Source organism: Desulfuromonadaceae bacterium, from assembly GCA_019429445.1.
Lineage (GTDB): Bacteria > Desulfobacterota > Desulfuromonadia > Desulfuromonadales > JAHYIW01 > JAHYIW01.
Map to the genome: position 1 here is coordinate 1 of JAHYIW010000064.1, position 2,670 is coordinate 2,670.

Genomic DNA, 2,670 nt, shown 5'->3' on the forward strand with positions numbered 1-2,670 from the left:
CGGTATCGTTTCTCTCCATGACTTGGCAACCACTGATCATACAACGGGTGAAAAGACAAATGATCACCTTGTCACCGAAAATTCCTTTACCGATTATGTCGGTATCCATTCCCAAAATATCAGGTCGTATTGGTATGAGCTCTTGCCCTGGCCGTAAGGGGCCATCGCTGGTGACCGGTTATACGTGGAAAAGAAATCTCCCCCGCGATCTTCAGACCATTGCAGCGTGGGGTGCTTCTGTTGTTGTGACCCTGCTTGACGATGATGAGATAAAGAGACTTGGAATCACCGCCATTAAACGCCTTTGCGCCAAACACCAAATCGAATGGTTGCACCTTCCGATATTTCCATGTCTGGCACCGGATGCATGGTTTGAACGGGAGTGGACAGCGCAAATCCATAAAATCGAGACGATCCTCCGTTCCGGGAGAAATATCCATATTCACTGTCAGGAAGGATTGGGACGGACAGGAACGGTCGCGGCGCGGTTGCTGTGCGATTTTGGTCTTGAGCCTGACGATGCTATCCGCATGGTGAGACAAGCCAATCCTGGTGCGATCGAGACCTGTGAGCAGGAAGAGTATCTCTTGAACCGGGCTTGGCTGATCCAACGCCACAGGCCAGGTTTTTAGTTTAACTGCCGCCTCTGGTTTGGCATGCCCCTCCAGCAACGTCCGTTACTGCGCATTTTATCACGCTGGACAATCTGCCCCTGATCACTTATATTTGCGCCACGTGTTGCGATCCTTGATGAGGAGGAAGTTATGGTGCGTTATCTGTTGCTGTGTGGATTATTATTCGCCGTTCCGGCCTTTGCTGTCGAACCGATTGGCGCAGTGGTTAAGCTCTCCGGAAAAGTCAGCGTCTACCGGGATGGTGCGGTGCGGGGGGACGCGATTGAATCCCCCGATGCTCCTTTGTTTGCAGGAGATGTGATCAAAACCAAGCGGGACTCACAGGCCTTTCTGCTCTTTGTTGATGGCAATCGGGTGGTCTTGACGGAGAACAGCTCGCTGACGATTCAGGGGCTCGATCAAGCCAATGTCGATCGTGGGCGTGTCCTCTTCGAAATCAAAAAACGCGGCAGTGCGAAGGGGCTCGAAATTTCCTCGGCGACGGTGACGATGGGCGTCAAGGGGACCCGTTTCGCAGTGAATAACGATGCGAACCAGGTGGATATTTTCCTTCAGGAAGGGGCTTTGGCGATCGGCGCGCTGGAGGGGCAGTTCAGACGTTACAGCGACAGGATGGAAGCCGAATTCAAAGCCATGGAAGACCAGATGTTCCAGGAATTCAAATCTGCCGAAGATAAAATGAAAGTGCAGTTCGAGGACGCGCAAAAGCAGATGATGGCCGGAAATGTCGAGGTTGTCAGCGAATTCACCCTGGAAGCCGGTTCCGCAATCAGGGTGATTGGTAATGACGTCTGGAACGCCGCGTTGCCAGCGTGGCTCGCTGAAGAATTCGCATTGCTCGATCAGTTTTGAATCATCAGGATTGGATTATCTGCACAGCTGTCCCAATCCGCAGACCGGTTTGCCGGGCGGGGAGGGCAGCCGATGCTCCCGCCGTGCGGACCTTGGGGACAGTCGTCTCCTTTGCTAAAATCAGTTACACGAAAATTCAATTTGTTGTATGGTCGTTATCCTGTTCTGACATCCACAACAGCTTTGCTCGCGGGCATTAAAGCGAAATTTACACAGAGGTTTTTATTCATGCATCGTGTCGCCATCACCGGAATCGGTATCATCTCCTGTCTCGGTCGTGATCTGGTCACCGTCACGTCAGCACTGCGTGAAGGACGTTCCGGTATTGTCGTTGACGAAGAGCGGACCAGACTCGGGTTTCGCTCCCCCTTGACCGGCAAGGTCGATTTCGACGAAAAGCAGGAACTGTCGCGCAAGGCGCGTAAGAGTATGCCCGCTTTTGCGGTACAGGCTTACGCGGCGGCGAGCGATGCACTGAAGGTCGCCGGGCTTGGCGAGGACGCTATTGCCAATGATCGCAGCGGGCTGATTTTCGGCTGTGATTCGAGCGCGATCGCGGCAATTGAGCAGGTCGATGCCCTGCGTGTGTCCGGCGCAACCAAGTCGATCGGCAGCGGCCAGATTTTCCGCTCGATGACCTCGTGCGTGACGATGAATCTCAATACCCTGCTGAAAACGCGGGGCGCCTGCTGGTCGATCAGCTCCGCCTGCTCCAGTGGCGGGCACGCGCTTGGTCAGGCTGCCGATTTAATTGCATTGGGGCGGCAGGATCGCGTGATCTGCGGCGGAGCGCAGGAAATCAACTGGGAATCGATGTGCAGCTTTGACGGTCTTGGCGCCTTTTCGTTGCGGGTCGATAATCCGGCGGCGGCGTCGCGCCCTTTCGATGCTCAGCGTGACGGTCTGGTACCGAGTGGCGGCGCGGCGGCGGTGGTGCTGGAACGTTATGATCTGGCGCAGGAACGCGGCGCGACGATTCTTGGGGAGCTGAAGGGGTATGGCTTTTCCTCCGACGGTGATCAGCTGTCGGTGCCGAGCCTCGATGGTCTGCAACGCGCCATGTGCATGGCGCTGAAAAATGCCCGCTTGCAGACGACCGATATCGATTATCTGTGTGCTCATGCCACCTCCACCCCGGCGGGGGACGCCGCCGAGGCACAGAATATCTACTCCGTCTTCGGCG

Annotated in this window: 3 protein-coding genes; all 3 read left to right on the forward strand. The window is 55.4% G+C overall.

The genetic code is table 11. The annotated features are described in order from the left end of the window. On the forward strand, positions 1–632 hold a 632-nt coding region (locus K0A93_13600), incomplete at its 5' end, for a dual specificity protein phosphatase family protein (GenBank protein ID MBW6513124.1). Between the two features lie 132 nt (positions 633–764). Next, the gene (locus K0A93_13605; GenBank protein MBW6513125.1) at positions 765–1,487 is read left to right on the forward strand and encodes a FecR family protein; all 723 of its coding nucleotides are present in this window, start codon (positions 765–767) and stop codon (positions 1,485–1,487) included. Between the two features lie 228 nt (positions 1,488–1,715). Further along, on the forward strand, positions 1,716–2,670 hold a 955-nt coding region (locus K0A93_13610), incomplete at its 3' end, for a beta-ketoacyl-[acyl-carrier-protein] synthase family protein (protein ID MBW6513126.1).

What these genes read in the sequence shown, in the direction of transcription:
- K0A93_13605 (MBW6513125.1), top strand. Translation starts at nt 765, where the DNA reads ATGGTGCGTTATCTGTTGCTGTGTGGATTATTATTCGCCGTTCCGGCC.